The sequence below is a fragment of the Geobacillus thermocatenulatus genome (genome assembly GCF_002217655.1).
GTDB lineage: Bacteria > Bacillota > Bacilli > Bacillales > Anoxybacillaceae > Geobacillus > Geobacillus thermocatenulatus.
The window spans coordinates 430093-453505 of record NZ_NEWK01000001.1 but is presented as its reverse complement, the minus strand read 5'-3'; the positions used below and the strand labels follow the sequence as shown (position 1 = coordinate 453505).

24 protein-coding genes are annotated in these 23413 nt (G+C 53.1%); 1 reads left to right on the top strand and 23 read right to left on the bottom strand.

Going from position 1 to position 23413, the window contains the following annotated elements:
* Positions 1-62 precede the first annotated feature (62 nt).
* The 23 genes from B9L19_RS02310 to B9L19_RS02200 all read right to left on the bottom strand — a co-directional run bounded on the left by B9L19_RS02310 (position 63) and on the right by B9L19_RS02200 (position 21884).
* Positions 63-1031 (bottom strand): class I SAM-dependent methyltransferase, encoded by a 969-nt coding sequence (locus tag B9L19_RS02310; RefSeq protein WP_025949813.1) that lies wholly within the window; start codon positions 1029-1031, stop codon positions 63-65.
* A gap of 353 nt (positions 1032-1384) precedes the next feature.
* Entirely contained in the window at positions 1385-3652 is a 2268-nt protein-coding gene (locus tag B9L19_RS02305) for a motility associated factor glycosyltransferase family protein (protein ID WP_025949812.1), read from the bottom strand.
* 32 nt (positions 3653-3684) lie between these two features.
* Positions 3685-4692, bottom strand: a complete 1008-nt coding sequence (locus B9L19_RS02300) for a UDP-N-acetylglucosamine 4,6-dehydratase family protein (protein WP_025949811.1) — start codon at positions 4690-4692, stop codon at positions 3685-3687.
* Between the two features lie 28 nt (positions 4693-4720).
* Positions 4721-5305, bottom strand: coding sequence for a DUF8042 domain-containing protein (locus B9L19_RS02295; RefSeq protein ID WP_025949810.1), 585 nt, complete (start codon positions 5303-5305; stop codon positions 4721-4723).
* A gap of 173 nt (positions 5306-5478) precedes the next feature.
* The gene (locus tag B9L19_RS02290) at positions 5479-6459 is read right to left on the bottom strand and encodes a flagellin N-terminal helical domain-containing protein (protein ID WP_025949809.1); all 981 of its coding nucleotides are present in this window, start codon (positions 6457-6459) and stop codon (positions 5479-5481) included.
* Between the two features lie 191 nt (positions 6460-6650).
* A complete protein-coding gene (gene csrA, locus B9L19_RS02285; protein WP_025949808.1) occupies positions 6651-6890 on the bottom strand; it encodes a carbon storage regulator CsrA in 240 nt (79 codons plus the stop codon).
* A gap of 13 nt (positions 6891-6903) precedes the next feature.
* Positions 6904-7338 carry a flagellar assembly protein FliW gene (gene fliW / locus B9L19_RS02280; RefSeq protein WP_025949807.1) on the bottom strand — a complete coding sequence of 145 codons (435 nt, stop codon included), beginning with the start codon at positions 7336-7338 and terminating at the stop codon, positions 6904-6906.
* A 22-nt stretch (positions 7339-7360) separates the two neighbouring features.
* Entirely contained in the window at positions 7361-7915 is a 555-nt protein-coding gene (locus tag B9L19_RS02275; RefSeq protein ID WP_025949806.1) for a DUF6470 family protein, read from the bottom strand.
* A gap of 34 nt (positions 7916-7949) precedes the next feature.
* Positions 7950-8843: a flagellar hook-associated protein FlgL gene (flgL, locus tag B9L19_RS02270; RefSeq protein ID WP_025949805.1), complete on the bottom strand. Its 894-nt coding sequence runs from the start codon at positions 8841-8843 to the stop codon at positions 7950-7952.
* Positions 8844-8853: 10 nt separating this feature from the next.
* Positions 8854-10449 carry a flagellar hook-associated protein FlgK gene (gene flgK, locus B9L19_RS02265; RefSeq protein ID WP_025949804.1) on the bottom strand — a complete coding sequence of 532 codons (1596 nt, stop codon included), beginning with the start codon at positions 10447-10449 and terminating at the stop codon, positions 8854-8856.
* Positions 10450-10461: 12 nt separating this feature from the next.
* A complete protein-coding gene (locus tag B9L19_RS02260) occupies positions 10462-10929 on the bottom strand; it encodes a flagellar protein FlgN (RefSeq protein ID WP_025949803.1) in 468 nt (155 codons plus the stop codon).
* Between the two features lie 15 nt (positions 10930-10944).
* Entirely contained in the window at positions 10945-11211 is a 267-nt protein-coding gene (gene flgM, locus B9L19_RS02255) for a flagellar biosynthesis anti-sigma factor FlgM (protein ID WP_025949802.1), read from the bottom strand.
* A gap of 71 nt (positions 11212-11282) precedes the next feature.
* Entirely contained in the window at positions 11283-11693 is a 411-nt protein-coding gene (locus B9L19_RS02250; protein WP_025949801.1) for a TIGR03826 family flagellar region protein, read from the bottom strand.
* A 235-nt stretch (positions 11694-11928) separates the two neighbouring features.
* A complete protein-coding gene (locus B9L19_RS02245) occupies positions 11929-12366 on the bottom strand; it encodes a YaaR family protein (protein ID WP_025949800.1) in 438 nt (145 codons plus the stop codon).
* An 83-nt stretch (positions 12367-12449) separates the two neighbouring features.
* Positions 12450-13277, bottom strand: a complete 828-nt coding sequence (locus tag B9L19_RS02240; protein WP_025949799.1) for a flagellin N-terminal helical domain-containing protein — start codon at positions 13275-13277, stop codon at positions 12450-12452.
* Between the two features lie 18 nt (positions 13278-13295).
* Complete coding sequence (gene fliS, locus B9L19_RS02235; RefSeq protein ID WP_025949798.1) at positions 13296-13721, bottom strand: flagellar export chaperone FliS; 426 nt, start codon at positions 13719-13721, stop codon at positions 13296-13298.
* A 55-nt stretch (positions 13722-13776) separates the two neighbouring features.
* On the bottom strand, positions 13777-14073 hold the full coding sequence (locus B9L19_RS02230) for an EscU/YscU/HrcU family type III secretion system export apparatus switch protein (protein ID WP_025949797.1): 297 nt from the start codon (positions 14071-14073) through the stop codon (positions 13777-13779).
* On the bottom strand, positions 14070-16214 hold the full coding sequence (locus B9L19_RS02225) for a hypothetical protein (RefSeq protein ID WP_025949796.1): 2145 nt from the start codon (positions 16212-16214) through the stop codon (positions 14070-14072). The genes B9L19_RS02230 and B9L19_RS02225 overlap by 4 nt, the downstream gene beginning before the upstream one ends.
* A gap of 72 nt (positions 16215-16286) precedes the next feature.
* A complete protein-coding gene (locus B9L19_RS02220) occupies positions 16287-16979 on the bottom strand; it encodes a ComFC family protein (protein WP_025949795.1) in 693 nt (230 codons plus the stop codon).
* Positions 16976-18367: an ATP-dependent helicase ComFA gene (locus tag B9L19_RS02215; RefSeq protein ID WP_025949794.1), complete on the bottom strand. Its 1392-nt coding sequence runs from the start codon at positions 18365-18367 to the stop codon at positions 16976-16978. The genes B9L19_RS02220 and B9L19_RS02215 overlap by 4 nt, the downstream gene beginning before the upstream one ends.
* 575 nt (positions 18368-18942) lie before the next feature.
* The gene (locus B9L19_RS02210) at positions 18943-19788 is read right to left on the bottom strand and encodes a DegV family protein (RefSeq protein WP_025949793.1); all 846 of its coding nucleotides are present in this window, start codon (positions 19786-19788) and stop codon (positions 18943-18945) included.
* A gap of 243 nt (positions 19789-20031) precedes the next feature.
* Entirely contained in the window at positions 20032-20706 is a 675-nt protein-coding gene (locus tag B9L19_RS02205) for a response regulator (protein WP_025950130.1), read from the bottom strand.
* Positions 20703-21884 (bottom strand): sensor histidine kinase, encoded by a 1182-nt coding sequence (locus B9L19_RS02200; protein ID WP_025950131.1) that lies wholly within the window; start codon positions 21882-21884, stop codon positions 20703-20705. The genes B9L19_RS02205 and B9L19_RS02200 overlap by 4 nt, the downstream gene beginning before the upstream one ends.
* 352 nt (positions 21885-22236) lie before the next feature.
* Between B9L19_RS02200 and B9L19_RS02190 the strand changes: the two genes are divergently transcribed.
* The gene (locus B9L19_RS02190; RefSeq protein ID WP_244182598.1) at positions 22237-23289 is read left to right on the top strand and encodes an N-acetylmuramoyl-L-alanine amidase family protein; all 1053 of its coding nucleotides are present in this window, start codon (positions 22237-22239) and stop codon (positions 23287-23289) included.
* Positions 23290-23413 lie beyond the last annotated feature (124 nt).

The following is a 23413-nucleotide window of genomic DNA, read 5'->3' as shown; positions in this document are numbered from 1 at the left end:
CTCTGAAACTCTTCTTTGCTTCTCCTTCATCTATGGTTATAGCAAGGAAAAGGCAGCCGATTTCATGACGTCCTACTTCTTCCCTTGATTTTTACCGCTACTTGTTCATGATAACGACAATAGGCTATGTACTCGAATTCGATTTGATTATTCGTAACAAATTCTTGAAACGCTTTAAACTCTCCGTTCTTCCACCCTGGGTAGTTAAAAAATTCGTCAAATACTATAATGGTTCCCTCTACAATTCTCTCGTCTAATGCATGGAAAATATCCCGTGTCGAGGAATATAAATCGCAATCGATATGAATAAACGAACAATGATCATGGTTTATTTGCAAAAACTTAGGCAAACTTTCGCGAAACAAACCTTGAATTAGTTGGACATTATCGTTTACCCTCGGCAATTGATCGATTTGAAAGGCTCCTCGAGGAAATCCATCTCGCCAATCCTCAGGCAATCCCGCAAACGAATCGAATCCATAAACGGTATGAGGAACTCTCGATGAAATAAAATTAATGCTATCTCCTTGAAAAACACCAAACTCCAAGAAGAGCCCCCCTGTTTCCGCTAAACTCAACGCATATTCCAACAGCGAGTAGCGATCTGGAAAAGAAGGGACCCTCATGAGATGCTGTTCAACAAAATCAACAGTTTCTTGAAGAGCTCTCCTTTGCAACTCCTGTTCAATATTTTTAACTCCCGTATCCACATATTGTTCCAGTCTAACCACACAATGACGAAAACGTTTCCTTTCCTCTACAATTTGAAGACCATTATAAAAATGGATTCCTTCAATCAACTGAAATGACTCCAACTGTTTTTTAATCTCTTCATAAAAAATAGAGGCTACAAAAACTTTCAATCCCTTCAACGGTTGCTCAGCGATCACTTCTGGAGAATACACAGGATATCCAAAAAACATAGTCCCCCATTTTTCCGAATCGTTGTCAACAAAGAAATCGATTTGGAGATCAATGAGTTCCCTAAGAATTTTTTCCCCTCCACTGCTTGCGCCGAAAATAATCACCATTTCCCTTTTCACTCTCCTGTTCCTTGCACAGATGAATCTTTCAAATTACTTTTTTATTTTTTACCAATAGTTACACTTGATGGATCTTCACCGCAACATGTACTTGACAAGCAATACAGTTTCCTGCGCAAAGATGTGCAAAAAGCGCTGATTTGTTGATTTTCCCTCACAAGCGTAAATAGGGTATGTTCAGAAAAAATCAAGTACAACTTTTGGTGAAGAGCCCACTTGATATTTTTCTAAACATCCATATTCATAAATATTAGAAAAATCGGTAAATTTATAATTTCTGCGTATATAGGAAACTTTACGGCTTGTCAAGTATAAGGTTGTGGTGATGACCTTTTTCTTATTCATTCCTGCCATTCGACCCCTTGAAAAAGAAACCAACCATCACCTTGCAACCCAATTTCCACCACATGTTCTCCAACATTCAAATTATGCTTTTCGAATAATAACTGGTTAAAACTAGGTGGAAAGGGGGGATGTACGCGTTTTTCTCTGCCCGAAAATTTTTCAATATGACCGTCAATTGCGATTCGAATCTCATCCGAACACTCCGCGTGCCTCGCCCCAATCACCCGAAGCGCCGTCCCTTTAAACGTAAACTTAATCGTGGCATTCGGTTCGTTCGTTTCGTAATATGCGCTGATCACCTCCGCTTCCCCGGACGATTGTTTTTCAATTCTGATCTCCTTTTTCCGCCATTGGCCGATGTATTGAAATTCACTAGATATGCATTCGCGTCTCTTCCAGCCATCGTCCTTCTGTTTCAGGGCGGGGTGCAAGTATGTTTGCACCAACGGCGCCATGTCGTTGTAGACTTGTTGGCATAGATGCAAATAACTGCGGAACGCCCGAACCACCTTGCCCGCTTTCACCACGGGGTCTTGCTCTTTGCGGATGTGGTGCGCTTCCTTTTGCAACATTTCCGTATAGACACGAACGACAGGCCGTACGTACACGTCAAAAAAGTCGTTTTTGGTCAAGCGGCGAAACCGTTCATCGAAGAGAGCGAATAATTTGTGCAATTTGTCTTCTTTTTTTCGAATAGCGGCCTGCTCCAACTCATGAAACATGGCTTCAAGTTCATTGTATCTCTTGATGAAATCGGTCATCGCACGCTTCATGCTCCCGATTTTGTCTTCCACCCCTTGCATCCCGTTGCTTTCTTGACCGCCATGCCAGTTTTCATTCACGGCTTTCTGCGTCAACCGAGTTTGAATGACGGCCTCCAGCGGAACGAATGGAGCACCAGCAATATCCGCACCACCTTTTGTCGTGTTGATGACCTCGATCTGAGCATACTTCTGGATATAGTGCTCCATCAGCAGCCGCATTTGGTTGAGCGATTCATTCGTCGTGACAAGATGTCCGTATACGTCCTTCACTTGCATGAGGCCGCGCCGCTCATGTTCGAGCACTTCAGCCGTCTGCTTTTCTCCCCGTTTGATTTCTTTCGCATAATAGTAATTGTCGCGGAAGGCGAAATTTTGCCCGACAAGAATGACAGGATTCGCTTCCAGCTTCGCCAAGATTTGCAATGTAATGATGGCGATCGAAAACGCATCATCAATGACTTCGCTGCGGTCAAGGCTGTCCAAGTAGTATGGCGTGACTGTATCTTGAGATGTCACGGCATAAAACTTTGGCCCTTTGTATTTTTGAATCGTTTCGTATCCGACGCTTGTCCCGTAAATCATCGGCACGTGGGCGTCAATGCCTTTGTCAATCATGTCCCAAAACACAGCGAAATTATGAGCCTGTGGATCATACGTGCAAACAGCGTCAGGAAGGATGCCGTTCGCCACTAACGCTCGATTCGCCGATCCGACGGCAAAGATATAGGCCAGCCCTTTTTCCTTTATATAGCGAAGGTTGTCATATTCCTCCTGCAGAGACGGCCCAGCGGCCACGAGCAAGACCGGCTTGGAACGAAAATGCTCTTTCCGGCTGAAAATGCTCGGCGATCGCAACGTTGTCGGCAAGTTCATAACGCTGTTTAGGGTCCAACGTTTGCTAAAGGCAAATTCTGTCGCCAAATTGATGCGCTTCGACTGGAGAATATCTCGAAACTGTTGGACAAATTGTCGATATTGGTCGACGAAAATGCGCTCATAGCTTGGCAGCGCCACAAGCCCCACATTCGTCTCGAGCGCGTTGGCAAACTCAGCAAAAAACTGCCTGCGCGATTCCTCGTCCGTTTCGACATACAAATAGCGAAGCCGATGAAGCGGCCATTCGGTCACCCGTTTGCACGACAGAAAGCGGAAAAAGACCCACGGATTCGGTTCATAAATGGTGAACGACTTATCAGGAAACATGGATAACAGTTTTTCAACATGATACCCAAGCCCGATGCCGTAAAAAAATAAATGGTCGCATTGCTCCACTTGGTCTTTGAACTGCTGGGCGAGGCGCTCGGCTTCCTGTTCGGGATTGTATTTGCTGTGCAAATACAGCGGGCGTCCATCCACATAAATTTGAATCGTCGGCGGCCCAGCATGGGACCGGACGATTTCATATTGCGACCAAATCGGAGCATGCTCAATTTGCTTCCATAGCTGCCAAATGGATGGATAGTGGTTTTGCAAAAAGCGCTCATTTTCTGCCAACAACATGATGCTCATCTCTTAATCACTCACCGTTCCTCCTATATTAAGCCCTCTGCCAAAATCCAACGGCGCAATGTTTCTTTCTCAATCATCTCGCCTTGAAACGGGTTTTGGCACGGGCGGATGCTCGATTCCTTTGGATAGGCATGCGGCTTCCAGCCGAAGGGAGGGCCGATCACATACATGTCGTCCGTTTCCCACGCCGTATGCGCTTCGTCTTCTGTCATCAGCTCTTCGTACATTTTTTCCCCCGGGCGCAAGCCGATCTCTTTGATGCGAATGGGCTCGTTGATGCGATATTTCTTGGTGACTTCTTCAATCATCACCTCAACTAAATCTTTCAGCGCCACCACGGGCATTTTCAGCACGAACACTTCTCCGCCCACGGCCAGTTCGTTCGCTTTCAAAAGGAGAGAAATGGCCTGCGACGGCGTCATCATGTAGCGAAGCATGTCCATATGGGTGACGGTCACTTCCCGATCCTCTAAAATCTGCTTTTTAAACAACGGAATGACCGAACCACGCGACCCCATGACATTGCCGAACCGCACCGCCGAGAAAATTGTTTGCTTCGGCCCTTTTTGATATTCGGTCGCCGCGATCAACCGTTCCGCTGCCAACTTTGTGGCGCCGTACGTGTTCGTTGGCGAAATGGCCTTATCCGTGCTAGTGAATAACACCTTTTTCACTCCGGCGCTCAAAGCGGCTTGAATGACATTTTGCGTGCCGATGATGTTCGTTTTCACCGCTTCAAACGGATTGTATTCACAAGCGGGCACATGCTTCATGGCGGCGAGATGAAAGACGTAGTCAATATCTTCCATCGCCCGCAGCACCCGCGCTTCGTCGCGGACATCTCCGATTAAATAGCGAAGCACTTGGGCATGTTGTTTGAATTGTTGCGCCAGTTCAAACTGTTTATGCTCATCGCGGCTGAAAATGCGAATGACGCTCGGGTCATGCTGCAAGAGCGCTTTGGTGAGATGCTGCCCGATCGTCCCCGTGCCGCCGATAATTAAGATTTTTTTTCCTGTGTAAATGCTCAATTCGGTTCACTGCCTTTGCTGTCTCTGTTTAGTTGACCACGTTTGTTTGGACATGCTCGGTCATTTCCTTCCATAGCGGCTTGATCTCATACTGAATCAAGTCGGCGATCAAAATCGCGTCGCCTGCTTCTACAGCTTCAAGCAATTGCCGCAATTGTTCCGCCAGCGTTTCCCGAATGCGAGCGAGCGCTTGCCGATCAAGCGAATGTTTCGGGTGTTCGGTGAGCCAATAAAGAGCTTGGTCGATCCATTGGATTCCTTCCAGCATTTGCTCGAATCGCATCCACGCATCTTCCGAAGGCGTTTGGTAAAACTCATCAATGATGCGCTCAATCTCTGGCAAGGCGCGCATCAAATACGAATGCATCGTCTGGAGTACATCTTGTATGTATTGTTCGATTGTCACCGCTACAACGTCAATCGTGCGGATGAAATCGATTCGTTCCTCCACATAGGTCTCAAAATCGTCATATACTTCGACGCCATCGATGACGAGATGGCTCAATTGCCGATCCGCCTCGTCAATCATGGAGAAGATTTTTTGGAACATCGCTTCAAGCTCTGATCGATCATTGCGATAGTCAAACGTCTGTCCGAAAATGTTGAGCTGCATGTCCTGCACTCTCCTACACGAGATTTGTCGACTACTCTCTGACACCTTCTATCATTATTATCGGATCATTTTTGTCCGTGTGAAGCGAATGAGATTCGGAAAATTATTCCGAACAAAATAAAAGAGAACGGCCTCTCCCCTAGGTCGAGAAGAGGCCTGATTGCTTTTTTCGATTATCGCAGCAGCTGAAGCACGCTCTGCGGCTGTTGGTTTGCTTGCGCCAACATCGATTGGGCCGCTTGGGTGAGAATGTTTTGTTTCGTAAATTCCATCATTTCCTTCGCCATATCGACGTCGCGGATGCGCGATTCCGCCGCCGTCAAGTTTTCCGCCGACGTATCCAAGTTGTTGATCGTATGCTCTAAGCGGTTTTGATAAGAACCGAGGCGGGCGCGCTCCGTCGAAACGGTGTTGATCGCAATGTCAATTTTTGAAATCGCCGCCGTTGCGCCGCTGAAAGACATGATATCTAAAGCATATTCGGCCGTGCCTGCCGAGCTGACGTCTGTTAGCTGGTTAGCCTGTCCCCCAGCAAAATTCGCTTTCGCGATGCCGCCAGACAATACGGAGGATACCGATGTACCGTTTGCCGTGGTGGCCGCGCCGATAGTGTTGGCACTCTGACCAGACGCCCCTGCCAATCCAAGCGCTCGGGCGCGCATGTCGAAAATTTTAATTTCAAACGACTGATTGGTGTTCGCCCCGATTTGCAGTTTAATTGGGCTCGCGCCGCTCACATTGCCGTTCAGCAATTTTTGCGTGTTGAATTCCGTCGTATTGCCGATCCGGTTGATTTCGGACGTCAATTGGTTGAACTCTTTTTGCAGCTGCTCGCGGTCTGCTTGCGTATTCGTGCTGTTGGCCGCCTGCGTTGCCAGCTCGCGCATCCGCTGCAGGATGGAGTGCACTTCATTCAGCGCACCTTCCGCCGTTTGGATGAGCGAGATGCCGTCTTGGGCGTTGCGGCTTGCCTGCTCCAACCCGCGAATTTGGCCGCGCATTTTTTCCGAGATTGCAAGACCTGCTGCATCGTCGCCCGCGCGGTTGATGCGGAGGCCAGACGAAAGTTTTTCAATGGATTTCGAAGCGTTGGTCGTATTGGCCGTCAACTGCCGATACGTATTCAACGCCGCGATGTTGTGGTTGATTCGCATAGTTTCTTCCTCCTTGAATGGATATTCTCTTCCACGTCCCTGTGGAAGTCATCGGCACGGGGCGAAAGTCGGCCGCCTTTCGCCGGATGCCGCGCTCACTTTTTATATCGGCGCGTTTTTTGGAAGTTTAATAGGGAAATTTAAATTTTTTGTCGATGGAGCGAAAAAAGCGCCGCTTGGGCGCTTCGACGTTATGGTTGTTTCCATTGTTTCAGCTTGGCGGTCAGTTCAGCGAGCGAGGCTTCGGACGCTTCGGAGGCGGCGTTGTTTTCCGCTTGGATGGCGAGGTACACTTCTTTGCGGTGAATGTCGATCGATTTGGGCGCGTTGATGCCAAGCTTCACTTGGTCGCCTTGGATGGCGAGGACGGTGATTTCGATATCGTCGCCGATTTGAATCGCTTCTTTGATTTTGCGCGTTAGGACAAGCATCAGGCCGCCTCCTTTACGTCGCCGCTTTTTCGGGGAAAAGGCGGTGTTTCGTTTTGTATGGGGTGTTCGATAAGATCACTTGCTTGCCGAGCCGTTTGCGGGCGTTGATGACCACCGGCGCCTGCAAGTTCGCGGTCGTGTTGTCGAACGGGTCGGCGACGGTGAGAATGACGTACACAGCGATGTCGCGTTCGCTTTCGATCGCCAGCTGTTCGGCCGCGGCATCATCCAGTTCAAATTCGTATGTTGGAAAGTACGAAAACGGCTCAATCAAGATAAACCCGAGCGCAGGCGTCTCGGCCGACTGCAAGATGACAAACGGCGTGTCGGCAAGCGGCAAAAGGACGAACCGCTTCTCGTCCGCAAATCCGGGCAGGCCGTGGGGGAAGCGGACGATGTCTTCTTCCTTCACCGCCACTGTTCCGTGGTATTTCGTGTCGATGTTCAATGCTTGCTCCTCCTCATTTTCCTCAAATGACAACGTCAATGTGAAGCGACGGACGCTGGGCGAGATCGATCTTGACCGCCCCTTGCTGGTAGCGGATGATCGGCGCATGCGGTTTCACATCGATGCGGGGCGCGTAGGTGTTCCAGTCGATCGCCAGCCTTCCCGGTTCATAGTCGACCTTGACGCTAAACGGCGGCGGGACGAGGGCGATGCCCAACTCAAGCGGCGGGCCTTCGCTGTTGGCCTCCGCCTGTTCCACGAGGGGATCACCGCCGTATTCAATGCGCATCAGTTCATCGCCTTGAATGGCGGCGCGCTCGATGAAGTCGAGCACCGCTTGCCGTCCGTCAGCGGCCGCGTCTTCGATCAGCCGAAACACGTGCTTGTTGTTGACCGCCGCCCACGCCTCGGTCTGGTCGATCGTCAGGCGGGCGGGAATGGCGGCGATGCGCATGTCAGCGGGCGGTTGCTCGATCGTCATCTCCGCGGGCGGCTGGGTGATGTCAAGCCGCGCCCGTTCGCTTGAGATCGCCAGCTTGGCGTACGTCGCTTCCATCCTAAGCTGCGGAATGCGCACAGCCATCGCTCCTTTCGGCGGGCGTTACGCTAGTTTAACGCAAAAAGTCAACGAGCGTCGGCTGAATGACGCGCGCGCCGACGGCCAACGCCGCACGGTGGACGCTTTCTTGCGTTTTCAAATCAGTGATGACTTTTTCCAGATCAACGTCTTCGTTGTCCGACAACATTTTTTCCGCGATCACCTGCTGGCTGTCGATGCGGTCTTCCATCAGCTCGATCCGGTTCATGCGCGCGCCGAGTTCGGCGCGGACGCCGAGCAAATTCGTCAAGTGGCTGTCGAGTTTGTCTAAATAGCCCGCTACATCATCGCCGGTCGTGCTTGGATTTTCGAGGGAAACGGCCAAGTTTTGCAAGTCGGAAAACAATCCGCCGCCCGCGCCAAACGCTGTGCTCGGCGGAATGTTGACCGGAATGTAAATGCCTTTGGCGAGCTCAATGTTCAGCTGTTGGCTGTTTGCCGACACGGAAATCGTGCCGTCCGGGTTCACCGTCACAGGCGGCTCCGTCGTTTTCGCCCCGTTGAAGATGTATTTGTCGCCGACTTTCGTATTGGCGATCGTGACCAAATGTTCCGTCAACTGGCGCACTTCTTTGGCGATCGCCTGGCGCTGCGTTTCTTCGTATGTGTCGTTGCTCGCCTGCACGGTGAGCTCGCGGATGCGCTGCAGCGCCTGCGTCGCCTTGTCAAGCGCCGAATCGGAGTTTTCCACCCAGTTGTACGCTTCCGAGAAGTTGCGTTTGAACTGCTCGACTTCCGCCAAATTCGAGCGATAGGCGATTCCTTTCATGGCGACGACAGGGTCATCGGATGGGCGGGTGATTTTTTTCCCTGTCGAGAGCTGGGTTTGGTATTTGTCCAAATTGGCGTAGCTTCGGGCAATCTGCTTAAGCGTATTGTTCGCCAACATGCTTTGCGTAATGCGCATCACCGTTCACCTACCTTCCGACGACGCCCATGCCGTTGATGAGTTTATCGAGCATTTCGTCAATCACCGTGATTTGCCTTGCCGCGGCGTTGTAGGCGTGCTGGAATTTGATCATGTTCATCATCTCTTCATCGAGCGACACGGAGCTCACTGACTGCCGCTTTTCCTCCACCGACTGGCGCAGCGTTTCGCTGTTCGTTTTCATCCGGTTCGCCTGCTCGCCGTCGACGCCAAGCTGGCCGATCCAGCCTTGGTAGTTCGTTTCGACCGTGCCTGAGGAAAGCGGCAAATTCAGGGAGGCCAAGTTGACGGAGACGCCGTCTTGCAGCGAAACGGTCGCATTGGACAAAAGCAGGCTGCGGACGTTGGCGAGGTTGATGGCGTTGTTGCCGTTCCCTGTTTCCCCGCTTTTCGTCGACGCCGCGATGTTCGCCAAATCGTCGATGTCGGCAGCGAGCTTGATCGTGTTCGCCGCGCCGCTCACGGCACTGATCCCGTCAAAAAACGGGTGATTCGTGTTTCCGTTTAACCCGTAGCCCTGTTGATGAACGGCGTTGAACACCGTGCCGAACGTATAGGCGAGCTTGTCCAAGTTGGCGAGCATGTCTGGATACAGCCCTTTGACGATCGGCTGGCCGCTGGCGTCCGTTCCCGCCTGATAGCCGTATCCTTCAATCAACCCGCGCAGCTTGCCGTTGGAAAGAGCCGTGAAGGAAATGGTCGTCCCGCTGACATCAAGCGTATTAACGCCTGAAGCGGGGGGCATTTCCTTCACCCCGTCGCCGTCGACATCGCTGCCGTCAGGAAATGACACAACAGACGCCGTGCGCCCTTGAACGAGATACACTTTCGCACTCCCGTTCATCACGTAAACATCGTACGTTCCTTCCGCCATGGGCAAAGCGTTTCCGCCGGTTGGATGCTTTTCCACGCCGATCTCCATATACTGTGACAGCTGATCGATCAACCGGTCGCGCTCGTCATACAAGTCGTTCGGCAAATAGCCGTTCGGTTCGATTTCGGCGATCCGTTCATTCAACGCGCTGATTTGGTTGAGAAGGGAGTTGATTTCCGTCACCGTCGTGCCGATTTGCGTGCCGATGTCCGTGCGGATTTGCGCCAAGGAATTGGACAAGTAATGGAACGTCTCGACAACCGCCAACCCGCGCTGGCGGACGACGGAGCGCGCCCCTTCGTTCTCCGGTTGGGTGCTCAAATCTTGCAGCGCCTGCCAAAACTGGTCCATCGTTTTCGCCAGCCCGCTGTCGGACGGCTCGTTCATGATGTCTTCCATCTTCGACACCGCATCCGCGCGCGCTTCCCAATAGCCGAGCTTGCTGTTTTCGCCGCGGTATTGGATGTCAAGGAAATATTCGCGCACCCGTTCGACCGACGACGCTTCCACCCCTGTCCCCATCTGCCCCGGAATGTTCGGGCGGTTGAGGCCGGGCGTCGGGAACGGCGGCGTCGGCTGCAGTTGAACGCGCTGCCGTGTATACCCTTCCGTATTGGCGTTGGCGATGTTATGGCTTGTCGTGTACAAGGCGGCTTGTTGGGCCATCATGCCGCGCCGGGCGGCTTCAAGGCCGTGGAATGTCGAGAGCATCGTTCTTCCTCCTTACGCTTTCGATTCAAACAGCGGTCGCTCGGGCGAAGAGGCATATTGTTGCGTGCGGCTGTACGTGGATGGCGTCGGGGCGAACGTCTCGATCATCGCGGTGACAAACTGGAGCGACTGTTCGATGAGCTGGCGATTGAGCTCATTCGCCTCCGCCACGGCCTTCACGGCCGTCTGAAGCCGCGCTTGGCATTCCCTCAGCTCCTCGCGCTCCTTGCCTTTTGCCAGATCCATGCATCGGGAGAGGGTCGCCGCCTCATCGCCGAGCGTCTCCTTCAGCCAGCGCTGCCGCCGTTCTTCGAGCTGGCGGATGGCCAAAATATGCTTCTGTTCATCGGCAAGCAAAGCCGACAGCGCCTCGATGTCGTTTTTCTTCAGCGCTTCCGTCTTCCGCCGCGACAGCGCCAGCAAGCTTTCGTAAAGCTCAATGTGCATCCGCAACAGATGAATGAGAGGGGCAACTATCATCGCCATCCGCTTCCTTTATCGTTGGTTTCGGTAATAGTCAATCATCCGTTCGGCGACCGCCCGCGGGTCGACTTGGTAGGCGCCGGTCTCAATTTGTTGGCGCAGCTCCTCCAGCTTCGCCTGCCGCGCCCGTTCCCAGCTTGCCGCTTCTTGCAGCTCTTTCGCCTCTTTGGAAATCTCCACTTGATCGCCCTTCGTCTTCCCCGCCGCCAACCGCTCCGTTTTGGCGAGCTGGCGTTGGTACGGGTTCACGCCCGTCGATCCGATATGGTCGATTTTCATCGCGTTCACCTCGCTTGAGAGACACGGTTCACATCGTGCTATTGTTTATATCGGAGCGTTAGGGAAAATGTTTAGCGCTCTTTACGATCTTGACTGTAATAAGTGGCGCGGCGGGAACGATCTTCTGCTTCCTTTTCCCTCTCCGCCCTCCGCAAGTCAGCCTGCAGCTGGCCGAGACACTTGGCGCACAGCCGCCCTTCACGGATCAGCGCGCCGCACGAGTCGCACGGATAGCCGAGATTCGGAAAATGGACGAGCTGCAGCCGCCCCGCGCGAATCCATTTGATGATCAGCTTCTCCTCCACGCCTGTCGCCTCCACCACTTGCGCCATCGTCGCCGTGCGGTTTTCCCGCTTGCGCAAAAACGCGTAAACGCGTTCAAATTGCCGCTCTTCTTCTTGATAGCACGATTCGCACACGTCACGTGTCGATAATCTCACAAACAACCGCCCGCACTTTGAACAATTGACTAGTTCCGCCATCGCGCATCCCTCCCGATCATGGCCTATGAAGCCGCCTTATAAAAGTGATTAGGTCGAATAGCGGCCTCTTCTCGTGATCACCCGCTTGGCGCCGACATCATCCCCCTGTCAGCGCCGCATCTCGGCATGCAGCGCCGTTAGCCATCTTCCACAGCCACAAGCAGGTCGATAATGAAACCATGTTGATGACCAACGCAACATTGTAGAATCGCTCTTGTACCCGCAAACGAGTCCGTCATGTGTAAATATTGATGATCAGCCCTTGAATCTCGCCGACAAGCCGCAAAATCTCAAGTCCACGCTGTTCTTTTTGCAACACTTCATTCGTCAGTTCAACGAGCTTTTGATCGACTTCCTTCACGAGCTTATAAATGCGCGCGCGCCCGCCGCGGCTGAATCCACGTTGTTCCTCGAGCTGGAGGCCGTTTTTCACAGCGTCGTCCAAAAACGACTTGACGAGCTGTTTGTATTTGCGCAAATCCTCCACCGTCCGCGACTCGGCGAGCTTTTTCCCTTGCTCCTCGATTTGCCGGACTTGTTCGTTGATTCGCTCCCATACAACATCGCGGCGTGTTTTCGCCATCACTTCGGTGAAGGACACTGATTCCGTGGGAACGTCATTTTTACGGCCCACATTCGCCAGCCCTGTGCGCGTCACTTTTTGCACTTCCATCGCCATCACCTCTCGCTACCCCCATTATCGCACAACCATAGCAAAAGGGCGAGGCGTTTATGCCCCGCCCGATGCGGATTCAATCAGCTTTTCAGCAGCTGCAAAATCCCTTGCGGCAGCTGGTTCGACTGCGCGAGCATCGCCTGCGCCGCCTGCGTCAAGATGTTGTTTTTCGTAAACTCGGCCATCTCCATCGCCATATCCGTATCGCGGATGCGGGATTCGGCGGAAGTTAAGTTTTCATTCGCGGTTGTCAAGTTGTTAATGGTATGCTCGAGGCGGTTTTGGTAAGCGCCCATCTTAGAACGGGATTTGGATACGGAGATGATGGCATTATCCAATGTTGTGATCGCATTCTGGGCATCAGTAATCGTTTTAATATTTAAATTGCTAATGTCTGTAGCATCCTCGCCAAGAGAGTTTTTCAATTGCTGTTTCCAAGATAATGTCAACGTTTGCCCATTGTTGGCTCCAAGTTGGATATCGATATTTTGATCAGCAGCAAGAATATTCATTTTGTTAAATTGCGTATCTTGCCCAATACGATCAATTTCTTCAATCAACTGCTGAAACTCGCTGTCAAGCGCTTCGCGGTCCGTATCTTGGTTCGTCCCATTCGCCGCCTGCACAGCCAGCTCGCGCATCCGCTGCAGGATGCTGTGGACTTCGTTTAACGCCCCTTCCGCTGTTTGAATGAGCGAAATCGCATCGAGCGCGTTCCGTTCCGCCATTTGCAGGCCGCGAATTTGCGAGCGCATTTTTTCCGAAATGGCAAGCCCCGCTGCGTCGTCAGCCGCACGGTTGATGCGCAAGCCGGAGGAGAGGCGCTCCAAGTTTTTCGAAATACTCGATTGATTGGCCGCCAAATTGCGGTAGGCGTTGAGCGCCTGAATGTTATGGTTGATTCGCATCGAAACCGACTCCTTTGCTTAAGATTGCTCATAGGCGATGAACTGCTCATACGCTGCTGTTTTAGGATTTCGCGCCGTTTGCGCAGAAGAGGCGCCGCTTTTGAGCGCCTCGTTCCAAGCGGTGGCAATCGTAGTCGTTAATCGCAACACTTCCTGAACAATCTTCACGTCTTTTTTCATATTCGCCTCGATGAGGCGCTCAGCCATATAGTTGTAGAGCGCATCCAACTGATGAGCGATGATGCCCGCGTCATAGCGCAATCCCACGCCGAGGCGGCGAAGGATGTCGTTTCCTTTTTGCAGCTGCTTGTTCGCTTTCCAATAGTCTTTTTGTTCAAGGGCCGCGATGGCCTCTTCCAAACATTCCAGCAATCCTTCATATAGCAATGCCGTCAGTTGCTGCGAGTTTTTTTGGTAAATCCATTCCTCGGTTAAAAAGTCCAACGCCGTGCCCCCCATTTGCCCTCTGTTTTTTATATCGGCGATGAGTCGACAATGTTTAAGCATTTTTTTCAATTTCTTCAATCAAAATCAAAATTTCGGCAATGACCCCATACAATTGCGGCGGGATGCGGTCGCCTAGATCAAGCTGAAGCAAGTTTTGCACGAGCAGTGGGTCTTCTTGAATCGGGACGTGATGCTGTTTCGCCAGTTCAATGATTTTCTGCGCCACATGTCCGCTCCCTTGAGCAACGACAGTCGGCGACTGGCCCGACGATTCGTCATAGCGGATGACAGCCGCCGTTGGGCCGTTCATATATCTCTGCTTTTTTTGGTTGAAATAGTTCGCTATCATATCGTGAAATCATACCCTCTTTCCGTAAACGGTCCGTACAGGCGAACGGATGACGCCCGTTTTTCTTCTTCCTCCCGCTTCGTTTCATTCGTCAGCTTGTCGACGTTGACCGTTTTGACGTGGTAGCCGATCTCCTCCAATCGCTTTTTCGCCATATCGATGAACGGCGCGGCTTTTTCAGCAAAGTCATCGCGGTCGTTGCGAAGGGTAATCGATAAGTTTCGCTCATTCGCCTGAAGCAAAATGCCGAGGTCTCCTAGCTTTTTCGTTTCCAGCAAGAAATAGAGCTGACAGTTTTCCCAATCGATTCGCTCGCCATCTTGGCGGGCGTTGACATAGACGTTGACGTTCCGCACGTCATGTTGCCATCGCAACGGCAAGGAGAAGAACAGGCTTTGCATGCCCACTCCTGCGTCCCATCGGTTTAGCAGCTGTTGACCCGTCAAATTCGTTAACGCCTGTTCCGCCTGTCGGGCGATGGGCTCATTTCCGCTTTGCGCGAGCTGCAGAAGCATTGCCTTCATGTTCTGTGGCGTCCCTTCCCCGTTGGCATCTTTCTGCACGAGCGACTCAGCCGCCTCATAATCGTGTGTAAAGCCAAAGCGGCGGAGTGCTTCAAACAATTGCCGTGCGGATGGCCCGTCAACGAACGGCTGCGCCGCTTCGTTCATTTGCCGGAAAAATGTTTCTGACAAATCCGTCTGCGGTTCGCCCAAGCCAGCGACAAAATGTTTCACTTTTGCTTCGGAAAGTTTCAGTTCCATATTCGCCAGGGTCTCTTTTACCCCATTGACCAATTTTCGAGCTCCTTGCTCATCCCCTTGACGAAGCCGCTTTTTCGCTTCGGCCAGCTGGGAGCTCGCCTTCATCAACTGCTTTTCCGTCGCCATGTCCGTAAACAGCATCAAATTACTTTTTAAAATGACGTTATCCAACTGCTTAATGGCGCTTTCCAAGTACTGTTTTGTCTGCAAGCGGGCGGCTTGTCCTCCTTGTTCCATCCAGTGCAGCACCGTCTCCAAATGGCGCATCACATGGCGCTTCACAATCTGAAAGTCACGGGACGTCTGTGCCATTTTGGCTGTGACCGTTTGCACGAGAAAGTCCTTCGTTTGCATCGGCACACTCGCTTGCATCCATGCTCCATTAAGCGGAACATGGTCCGATGATCCCGAAGAAAAGGTTTGTTCCATGTCACTCAACATATCGAATAACACTTTCCGGGCAGCAAGTTCTCTCCCGTTCTCCATCGACTGGCGCGCTTCCGTCAATGCTTCGTTGAACGCCTGACTCCAGGCTGGATGAATCTGAACTCCTTCTCCAATCTCCTTTTGAATCAAGTCAAGCGCTTGTTCAAGATGCGGCTCTTTTTTCAGTTGCTCGATAGCACGAAGAACCTTGTCGCGCAATAAATGGATCGCTTGCGTCATCTCTGTGCCATTTCCCTTTTGATGCGTTTCAGACAAAAGAGCTGTTAATCGTTGCAGCAATGGTTGAACGAATTCTTGTGGAAAATCAACACGGGACATAGAAGTTGACGCACTGCCGTCCAATTTTCCTTCCATAGAAACGCGGAATTTCTTTTGTTCATTCACCTTCAGCTCCTCTACCATATCTACGAGCCTCTCTCCGAGCGGCTTCCCATGCAGCGCCTCATGGACGGCCGCAAGATGAACGCCCGTCAGTTCTAAATGCTTATTGATAACCGCGCGGACGGTATCGAGTTTTTGCTCTGCGGTGCCTGGGGCTTCGGTGAAAAAGGTACGCAAGGTGGAAACGATCTCTTTTGTGAGCGATTGTCCATGTTTTTGCAGCCAAGCCCCGACCTGTCTCAGCTCAGGCGATAACGGTTCAGAAGCAGAAAAATGAACCGCTTGTTTGTCCGTCTCTTGGGGGGGACGGGGAACGATTCGCGCCACTGGAACTCCGTCTTGTTCCCCGACGATCTTGATGGCCACACGCCCTTCCTGCGGCCATTCCCCTTCCGTTCGCACCTGCACTTCGATCCCTTTGATCACGACAACGGCGGCGCCGCCTTGGCTTTCTTTGATGACGGCATCGTATGTTTCCCCTTTTTGCACCACCAGCGTTTGATTTGGCGACGTTATCGATTGCCTAGTCAAAACGTTGCGAATTTCCATCCCCGTTCACCTTCCGCTCCATTCGGTTGCTACTGTTTATATCGGCATCCCGCAGGCAAATGTTTAGCCTGCTCACGCCCGCACCAACGTCAACGCTCCCACCTCCGCCGCCCCTGCCTCAAGCAGGATGCGGGCCGCGTGGCGGACGGTGATGCCCGTTGTGTAAATGTCATCGATGAGAACGATTCGTTTTCCGTCAAGCGGCGGATGATCGGCAAGGAAAAACGGGTTGTCGGTCTCCAGCCGCTCGCGGCGCGACTTTTTCGATTGCTTTTCGGAATGTTTGCGGGAAAGCCAAGGGAAATACGGGGATGGGAGCAGGCGGGCGAGCGCTTCCGCTTGGTTGAAGCCGCGCTCATGAAGCCGTTCGGGGCTCAGCGGGATCGGGACGATGCACCAATCGCGGCCGAAATGGCGGCGAAACGCTTGGACAAACGGACGGCGGAACGCCTCGACGATGACATAGTCGCCGCGGAATTTCCATAAGGCGACGACGTCTTTCATCCAGTCGTTGTATAGATAGACGGATCGGTTTTTCACGAGCGCCCTCCCCCACTGTTCGTCTTCCTGCCACCGAAGGCAGTCGGCGCACACGGATGGCGCCGCCTCCTCAAGCAGTCGTCCGCACATCTCGCAAAGGCGGCCGCGAATGACGGCGAACGTCCCGCGGCAGCGCGGGCAAAGGACGTCTGGTTCTTCGAGGAGAAGAAGCTGGCGCCAGCTCGCGATCGGATTGTACGGGGAATGGCAAAGAAGGCAGTTCATGAACACAGCAGCCCCCTTTTCTTCGCTTCTTCGTTCATGCGGAGGATGTGGCGGCGCGCCCGCACCATCTCGCTCGTTTTCCCGTGGTGAAAAAAGCGGACATCGCCACCAGGAAACGCCGCATGGCGGCCGACGCGGCCGGCGATTTGCACGAGAGCGCTTTCCGTAAAGATGCGGTCTTCGGCGCCGAGAACGGCGACATCGATGTTCGGCACCGTCACGCCGCGCTCAAGAATCGTCGTCGTCACAAGCAGCGGAACGCGCCCGTCGCGAAACGCCTGCACATGTTCGGCGCGATCCGGGGCTTCGGCGTGGACGCCGACGATGCGGGCATCGACTCGTTGCAACAGGCGGACGACCGTTTCAAGCTCATCGATGTGTGGGACGAACAAAAACGCTTGCTTTCCTTGTTCAAGGCGCTGGAGAACCCATGAGAAGACGTTTTCAGGCAAGCGGCCGCGCTCGAGTCGTTTGCGCCAATTGCCGCACCATTCAAACACGGGGACGGGGAGCGGATGACCGTGGTAGCGGGCGGGGATGACGACGGCGTTCCGTTTGCCTCTCGCGATGTCGCGCTGCCAAGCGCGGGACGGGGTGGCGGTGAGATAGATGAGGCTTGAGCGTTCTTTCCGCGCTTGACTGACGGCGTATTCAAGCATCGGTTCGACCGAATACGGGAAGGCGTCGACTTCATCGACGATCATGACGTCAAATGCGCGGTAGGCGCGCAACAGTTGGTGGGTCGTCGAAAGAACAAGCGGGGCGATTTGCCCGCGCTCGTCGCTTCCGCCGTGCCAAACAGCGAGCGGAACGCGCGGGAACGCCCGTTGAAAACGCGGGGCGAGCTCGCGGACGACGTCGACCCTTGGCGTGGCGAGGCCAACGCGCCAACCTTCCTCCAAGGCGGCAGCGATGGCGGGAAACAAGATCTCGGTTTTCCCCGCCCCGCATACGGCCCAAACGATCAGCTCTCTTCGATCCAGCACCGCTTGGCGGACTGTCTGGGCCGCCTCCGCTTGAGCGGCGGACAGTTCCCCGTCCCAGGAAAGCGGCGCTTCGTAACGGCCGTATGGAAGCGGCAGCGCCGCATGAACAAGGCGGGTGCAGGAGCTGATGCGCCCCATCACGAGACACTTGCGGCAATACGCGCAATCCGATCCGCAGCGGGCGCACGGAAACGAGGCGAACAGATAGGGATCGTCGTTTCCGCAACGGACGCAGCGCCAGCCGCGCGCTGTGTTGATGAGCCCAGGCTGTTCGCATAGCGAACCGGTCTGGATGGCGGCAGCGACTTCTCCATCGGGAAACGGCAGCTGCTCTCGGGGTAGGCGCTGGCCATTGAGCCAGACGACAAGCGGCGAAGCAGCGGTTGATGGGGGGATGTACAATGAGCATCACTCCTTTTGTCATTCAGGAAAAGCATGTCTCTGAGATCCTAACAGAGCGGGTGACGCGGCAAAAACGCCTTGGAAAACACCCTCTCCCCAAGTTGAGAGGCTTGAAGCGCATAAAGGGACAGAAAGAGCGATTTCGCGACATTCTTTAGAAGGCTGGTAATAAAAAACAGACACCATGCACAAAACGGCAACATTCAATCAGAAAAGAAAGTGGAGGTGAAAAGGCCTTTCCAAATGGAAAATCAGGATGTGGTTTAACCGTCTTTTTCACGACATATCGGTCTTCGAAAGAAATGGATGCCGCGAAACCTGACGCCAGCGAAGATTCACAGGAGAGTCATGTAGTCGATCGACAACGTGTTTCGACAACATTCCCGGGGAAATAGCGACAAATTTTTCAGGAAAGGAAAACGTTCGACAAGTTCAGCCAGTCCCACATCTCCAGTCCGTTTCATAAGGAGGTGAGAAAACGAATGTAAAACAAATTCGCCGCCGCACAAGGCGGAGCACACCGTTCCGCCTTGTGCTCGGCTGCAGCGCCTCGAGACGCGCTTTGCGGCCTCAGCTTATGGCTGATACCATGTCAACCCGAGCGCCCCTTCGCCGACGTGGGTGGCGATGACGGGGCCGAAATAGCTGATGAGAAACTCGACGTGCGGATAGCGGGCGGACAGCTCATCGCGCCAGCGGGTGGCTTCATCGGGTTGGTTGGCGTGGATGATGGCGGCTTTGAGCGGAACGCCTTTGTCCGCATCTTCGTCAAACAGCTCCTCGATGCGCTGGACTGCCTTTTTGCGCGTGCGGATTTTTTCAAACGGCACGATCACTTTGTTTTCAAAGCGAAGAAGCGGTTTGATTTGCAAGAGCCCCCCAATGAACGCCTGCGCCCCGGTCAGCCGCCCGCCGCGCTGGAGGTGGGCCAAGTCGTCGACCATAAAATAGGCGCGCAGCGTTCGCTTCATCTCATCGAGGCGGGCGAGAATCTCGTCCGGCGTTTTCCCCGCTTGCGCCATCTCGGCGGCTTCGATGGCGTAAAACCCTTGCGCCATGCAGCTGATTTCCGAATCATAGGCGTAAACGCGCAGGCCATCCACCATCGTTCCCGCCGTCACCGCCCCTTGGTACGTGCCGCTGATGCCGCTTGAGAGGTGGATGCTGATGACAGCGTCGTACCCTTCCTCACGAATGGCAGTGAACAAGTCGACAAATTCACCGACCGACGGCTGCGATGTCGTCGGCAGCTTCGGGTGCTGCTTGATTTTGACAAAAAATTCATCCGCCGTCATATCAATCTCTTCGCGATATGTTTCGTCCCCAAAAATGACGCTCAGCGGAATCATCCGGATGCCGAGCCGCTCGCGCACGTCTTTCGGCAAATAAGCCGTGCTATCAGTGACAATCGCAATTTTCACGGGCGCCATTCCTTCCTGATTCAGCCTTTTCTGCCATTATACCAAAAAGACTGGCTGTCCACCACCGCTCGATACATGAGAAGGCAAAGAACACGGGCAGGCCGTGAAGCGGAACATCGTTGATCCTCATGCAACCGCTTTGCCCAAGCCGCTCCTTCGCCGCCAAACGGCGCATCGGTGCTGGAGGAATCCCCTTCATCCATCAACACACCGTTGTCAAGACTGTCTAGAGCCTCATTCCGTTCAGCGCACCTCGACCCAGCCGTTTTTGATCGCAACCACAACGGCTTGCGTCCGGTCGTTGACGTTTAATTTTTGCAAGATGCTGCTGACGTGGTTTTTGACGGTCTTCTCACTGATGTACAGCGCTTCGCCGATGGCGCGGTTGCTTTTGCCGTCGGCCAACAGCTGCAGCACTTCGCACTCGCGCCGCGTCAGCAAATGCAGCGGACGGCGCACCTCCTGCTTCATCACTGCGCCGCCTTTTTCCGTCGTCAAGCGGCGGTATTCGCGAATCAAGTTGTGCGTCACTTTCGGATGCAAGTACGAACCGCCTTCCGCGACGATTCTCACCGCCTCAATGAGCGTATCGGCATCCATCTCCTTCAACAAATACCCGGTCGCTCCCGTCTGCAAGGCGCGCATGACATAGTGTTCATCGTCATGAATCGACAGCACGACGACTTTCGTATCAGGGTAAGCTTCGATCAGCTGTTTCGTCGCCTCCACGCCGTTGATGTCCGGCATGTTAATGTCCATGAGCACCAAGTCCGGGCGGTATGTTTCGACGATCGAAAGCACCTCGCTTCCGTCGCTGCCTTCCGCCACGACTTCAAAATCGCCCTCAAATTCTAAAATGCGCTTGATGCCCTCGCGAAACAGCTGGTGATCGTCGATAATCGCGATGCGTGTTTTCATCGTTTCCTCTCCTCCTTGTTCGTTTCGTCAGTCGAACGGTCGAGCGGAACGCGAATGAACACGGTCGTTCCGCTGCCAATCTTTGAGCGGATGTCGAGCGTGCCGCCGAGCAGCTCCACCCGCTCCCGCATGCCAATCAAGCCGAACGCATTTTCTTTTTTGACCGATGGATCAAATCCTTTGCCATCGTCCTTGACGCTAACAAGCAGATGGCGGCACGTCACTTCCATTTTGACGTCGATGTGGCGCGCTTCGGCGTGCTTTAAGGCATTTTGCACCGACTCTTGGACAAGCCGAAACACGGCCGCCTCCATCCGCGACGGCAGCCGAATTTCTTCGCCGATATGCACAAAGGAAATATGGACTCCGTTATTATATTCTTCGGTCGTTTGCAAATATTTTTTTAGCGTTGGCACCAATCCTAAATCATCAAGCGCCATCGGCCGCAAATCGTAAATGATGCGGCGCACTTCGGACAAAGCCGAACGCACCATTTTGCGAAAATCGCGAATTTCGGCGATCGCCGCCTCTGTCCCTCGCTCTTTGATCACCTTTTCGACGAGATCCGATCGAAGCAGGACATGCGCAAGCAGCTGCGCCGGACCGTCATGGATTTCCCGCGACAGCCGACGCCGCTCTTCTTCCTGGGCTTCGATGATTTTCAGTCCAAATTCCTGTTTTTGCTTCGCACCTTCAATCAGCTCGCCGACCTGGCGGAAATCGCTGTTTAAGTAGTGGAGCACGACCGTAATTTGTCCAACTAAATAATCGGCACGTTCGATAATTAGCGCAAGACTTGCCAATCTCCGCTCCAGCTCGTCGCGGCGCAGCCGCAGCTGTTTCTCCCGCTCCCGCACCATCGTCAGCTTCATATGCAGCTCATGCGCCGCTTCATACGCCTCGCGAATATCTTGCTCCGAGTGGGTGGAAAAGTTTTGGCTCACTTCCGACAGGCGGCGGCGCGCTTGACGCGCCTTCCTATCCAGCTGATCCGCTTCTTCGATCGCCTGCACGGTCAGCCGTTTCACCTCCTCAAGTTCGCGCAGCAAATGGTCGTGCTCTTGACGCGACTGCTCCCCGATGCGAAAAATTTCGTCTTTGCTATGTTGAACGGTGTCGATCATTTTTTCGACAATCCGATCTAACTGCTTCACGTCCCAATGCTTTGCTTCAGCCATTTGCCAACCTCCAACAGCGCTGCCAAGCGGTGCGCATGGGCGCCAGCAAGTGTGAGTAAAATATTTGTGGGTGACATTCCGAAATGATCCCCGACGAGGGTTGCGAACTTTTGTTCGCGACACTCGTCGGGGCCACCAAGCGAAGCGCGGTAGAAAAAAGCAAATGTCATGCAATTTTGCATGACATTTGCTTTTTTCTACCGCGCTTCGCTTGGTGGCCCCGACGAGTGTCGCGAACAAAAGTTCGCAACCCTCGTCGGGGATCATTTCGGAATGTCACCCACAAATATTTTACTCACACTCTCCGTTCGACTGGGTGCAAGTCGCATCTGCATCGGGGAAAACAGGATGGATGCCGGCCTTTGAAGTCAACGCTCCATCCTACGTATACGTCAAACAGGCGGGCGCTCCGCTGCGCCGAGGCGCCTCTTCAAACTATCAATCGCTGAAGACGCTGGCAGCGAATGAACGGCTTGCTGTTCTTTATGAATATCATGGCTGGCTGAATGTCGAAACATCCAATGGCGTCCGCGGATGGGTGGAGGAATCGAGCACCTCTACCGTCGCCTTAAATAGTCTCGTTGAACCGACGTTTTCGACCATCAACGAAGATGCCTATTTGACGTGGAAAAAAACTTCTAATTTCCGCGTCTCCTATTCGTTGTTGCCGGGCAATCGTCTGAAAATCACCGGCTCGTTTTCCTACGCTGAAGTCCCGTCGACCGACATTCCAGGCATACAAACTGTGGAGTGGACGGGCAGCAGCCTGCTCATCACCCTTGAACCGGGGTACACGTTCACCCTTCGCCATTACAGCGACCGATTGGCGCTGAAAATTCTCGAGACCGGACTTAAGGGCAAAAAAATCATCATTGACGCAGGGCACGGGGCGCACGACACGGGGGCGATCGGCCCTGGCGGCACGCGGGAAAAAGATATTACGCTCGACACCGCCTTATTGGTAAAAGAAGAATTGGAGCGGGCCGGAGCGATCGTGAAATTGACACGAAGCACCGATATCTTTTTGGAGCTGTCGGAACGGACGTGGATCGCCAACAGCTCGGACTACGACGCCTTTATCAGCATTCACGCCGACTCGTACTCGCGGACATCTCGCGGAACGACGACGTACTACAACGTATCGAGCAACTTCAATGGGCCAAAAAGCGAGCAGTTGGCCGCCATTGTGCAAAAACATCTTGTCCAACAACTCGGAACATATGACCGCGGCCATAAAACACAAGACTTTTACGTCAACCGGAAAAATGAGCTGCCGAGCATTCTCGTTGAGCTCGCCTTCATCTCCAATCCGAATGAAGAGGCGCTGCTCAAAACGAAAGCGTTCCGCCAAAAAGCAGCCGTTGGCATTCGTGAAGGATTGGAAGAGTATTTCAACCAATTCTAGTTTGTTCGCATTCGGAGAATAATAGCATGAGAAGGCCGATGATGCAACGGATATAAAGCTTTGGCAATGGTGTTTCTCAAACTGAGAAACACGGCAACATCGCGTTTTCATTCCTTGCGATTCC

What these genes read in the sequence shown, in the direction of transcription:
- B9L19_RS02310 (WP_025949813.1), bottom strand. Translation starts at nt 1,031, where the DNA reads ATGGTGATTATTTTCGGCGCAAGCAGTGGAGGGGAAAAAATTCTTAGG.
- B9L19_RS02305 (WP_025949812.1), bottom strand. Translation starts at nt 3,652, where the DNA reads ATGTTGTTGGCAGAAAATGAGCGCTTTTTGCAAAACCACTATCCATCC.
- B9L19_RS02295 (WP_025949810.1), bottom strand. Translation starts at nt 5,305, where the DNA reads ATGCAGCTCAACATTTTCGGACAGACGTTTGACTATCGCAATGATCGA.
- B9L19_RS02290 (WP_025949809.1), bottom strand. Translation starts at nt 6,459, where the DNA reads ATGCGAATCAACCACAACATCGCGGCGTTGAATACGTATCGGCAGTTG.
- csrA (WP_025949808.1), bottom strand. Translation starts at nt 6,890, where the DNA reads ATGCTTGTCCTAACGCGCAAAATCAAAGAAGCGATTCAAATCGGCGAC.
- flgL (WP_025949805.1), bottom strand. Translation starts at nt 8,843, where the DNA reads ATGCGCATTACGCAAAGCATGTTGGCGAACAATACGCTTAAGCAGATT.
- flgK (WP_025949804.1), bottom strand. Translation starts at nt 10,449, where the DNA reads ATGCTCTCGACATTCCACGGCCTTGAAGCCGCCCGGCGCGGCATGATG.
- B9L19_RS02260 (WP_025949803.1), bottom strand. Translation starts at nt 10,929, where the DNA reads ATGATAGTTGCCCCTCTCATTCATCTGTTGCGGATGCACATTGAGCTT.
- flgM (WP_025949802.1), bottom strand. Translation starts at nt 11,211, where the DNA reads ATGAAAATCGACCATATCGGATCGACGGGCGTGAACCCGTACCAACGC.
- B9L19_RS02250 (WP_025949801.1), bottom strand. Translation starts at nt 11,693, where the DNA reads ATGGCGGAACTAGTCAATTGTTCAAAGTGCGGGCGGTTGTTTGTGAGA.
- B9L19_RS02245 (WP_025949800.1), bottom strand. Translation starts at nt 12,366, where the DNA reads ATGGAAGTGCAAAAAGTGACGCGCACAGGGCTGGCGAATGTGGGCCGT.
- B9L19_RS02240 (WP_025949799.1), bottom strand. Translation starts at nt 13,277, where the DNA reads ATGCGAATCAACCATAACATTCAGGCGCTCAACGCCTACCGCAATTTG.
- B9L19_RS02230 (WP_025949797.1), bottom strand. Translation starts at nt 14,073, where the DNA reads ATGATAGCGAACTATTTCAACCAAAAAAAGCAGAGATATATGAACGGC.
- B9L19_RS02225 (WP_025949796.1), bottom strand. Translation starts at nt 16,214, where the DNA reads ATGGAAATTCGCAACGTTTTGACTAGGCAATCGATAACGTCGCCAAAT.
- B9L19_RS02220 (WP_025949795.1), bottom strand. Translation starts at nt 16,979, where the DNA reads ATGAACTGCCTTCTTTGCCATTCCCCGTACAATCCGATCGCGAGCTGG.
- B9L19_RS02205 (WP_025950130.1), bottom strand. Translation starts at nt 20,706, where the DNA reads ATGAAAACACGCATCGCGATTATCGACGATCACCAGCTGTTTCGCGAG.
- B9L19_RS02200 (WP_025950131.1), bottom strand. Translation starts at nt 21,884, where the DNA reads ATGGCTGAAGCAAAGCATTGGGACGTGAAGCAGTTAGATCGGATTGTC.
- B9L19_RS02190 (WP_244182598.1), top strand. Translation starts at nt 22,237, where the DNA reads ATGCCGGCCTTTGAAGTCAACGCTCCATCCTACGTATACGTCAAACAG.